Annotated in this window: 1 rRNA gene (running past one end of the window); it reads left to right on the forward strand. The window is 49.3% G+C overall.

Annotation, left to right across the window (positions count from 1 at the left end):
* Positions 1 to 45: 45 nt before the first annotated feature.
* Positions 46 to 1583, forward strand: a 23S ribosomal RNA gene (locus H5181_RS20935); it runs 1409 nt beyond the window's last position.

Raw genomic sequence — 1583 nt, forward strand, 5'->3', positions numbered from 1 at the left:
TCTTCTCTTGTTAATTCAAGGGTGTGAAACTCATTTGGGTTGTATGGTTAAGTGACCAAGCGTATACGGTGGATGCCTTGGCAGTCAGAGGCGATGAAGGACGTAATAACTTGCGAAAAGCGTTGGCGAGCTAGTAATAAGCATTTGAGCTAACGATATCCGAATGGGGAAACCCAGCAGCATAAGCTGTTATCACTACATGAATACATAGTGTAGTGAGGCAAACCCGGGGAACTGAAACATCTAAGTACCCGGAGGAAAAGAAATCAACCGAGATTCCCCTAGTAGCGGCGAGCGAACGGGGATTAGCCCTTAAGTCTATGGGGTGTTAGTGGAATGTGTTGGAAAGCACAGCGGCACAGGGTGATAGCCCCGTACATGAAAACTAACCATAGATGAAAACGAGTAAGGCGGGACACGTGACATCCTGTTTGAATATGGGGGGACCATCCTCCAAGGCTAAATACTCCTGACTGACCGATAGTGAACCAGTACCGTGAGGGAAAGGCGAAAAGAACCCCTGTGAGGGGAGTGAAATAGAACCTGAAACCGTATACGTACAAGCAGTGGGAGCGGTTCTTGAGACCGTGACTGCGTACCTTTTGTATAATGGGTCAGCGACTTACATTTTGTAGCGAGGTTAAGCGAATAGCGGAGCCGTAGGGAAACCGAGTGTTAACTGCGCGTTTAGTTGCAAGGTGTAGACCCGAAACCGAGTGATCTAGCCATGGGCAGGTTGAAGGTTGAGTAACATCAACTGGAGGACCGAACCGACTTATGTTGAAAAATGAGCGGATGACTTGTGGCTGGGGGTGAAAGGCCAATCAAACTCGGAGATATCTGGTTCTCCTCGAAAGCTATTTAGGTAGCGCCTCGAGCGAATACCATTGGGGGTAGAGCACTGTTAAGGCTAGGGGGTCATCCCGACTTACCAACCCTTTGCAAACTCCGAATACCAATGAGTACTACTCGGGAGACAGACAGCGGGTGCTAACGTCCGTTGTCAAAAGGGAAACAACCCAGACCGTCAGCTAAGGTCCCAAAGTGTATGTTAAGTGGGAAACGATGTGGGAAGGCTTAGACAGCTAGGATGTTGGCTTAGAAGCAGCCATCATTTAAAGAAAGCGTAATAGCTCACTAGTCGAGTCGGCCTGCGCGGAAGATTTAACGGGGCTAAACATACCACCGAAGCTACGGGTGCATTTCTTAGGAAGTGCGCGGTAGAGGAGCGTTCTGTAAGCGGTTGAAGGTGAAGGGGTAACCCACACTGGACGTATCAGAAGTGCGAATGCTGACATGAGTAACGATAAAGGGAGTGAAAAACTCCCTCGCCGGAAGACCAAGGGTTCCTGTCCAACGTTAATCGGGGCAGGGTGAGTCGACCCCTAAGGTGAGGCCGAAAGGCGTAATCGATGGGAAACAGATTAATATTTCTGTACTTCCGCTAACTGCGATGGAGAGACGGAGAAGGCTAGGCTAGCGCGGCGTTGGTAGTCCGCGTTTAAGGTGGTAGGTTGATTTCTTAGGCAAATCCGGGAAATCGTACTTTAATGTACAGGCTGAGAGCTGATGACGAGTCACTA

It is taken from the genome of Shewanella sp. SG44-2 (assembly GCF_014164215.1).
GTDB classification, from domain to species: domain Bacteria; phylum Pseudomonadota; class Gammaproteobacteria; order Enterobacterales; family Shewanellaceae; genus Shewanella; species Shewanella frigidimarina.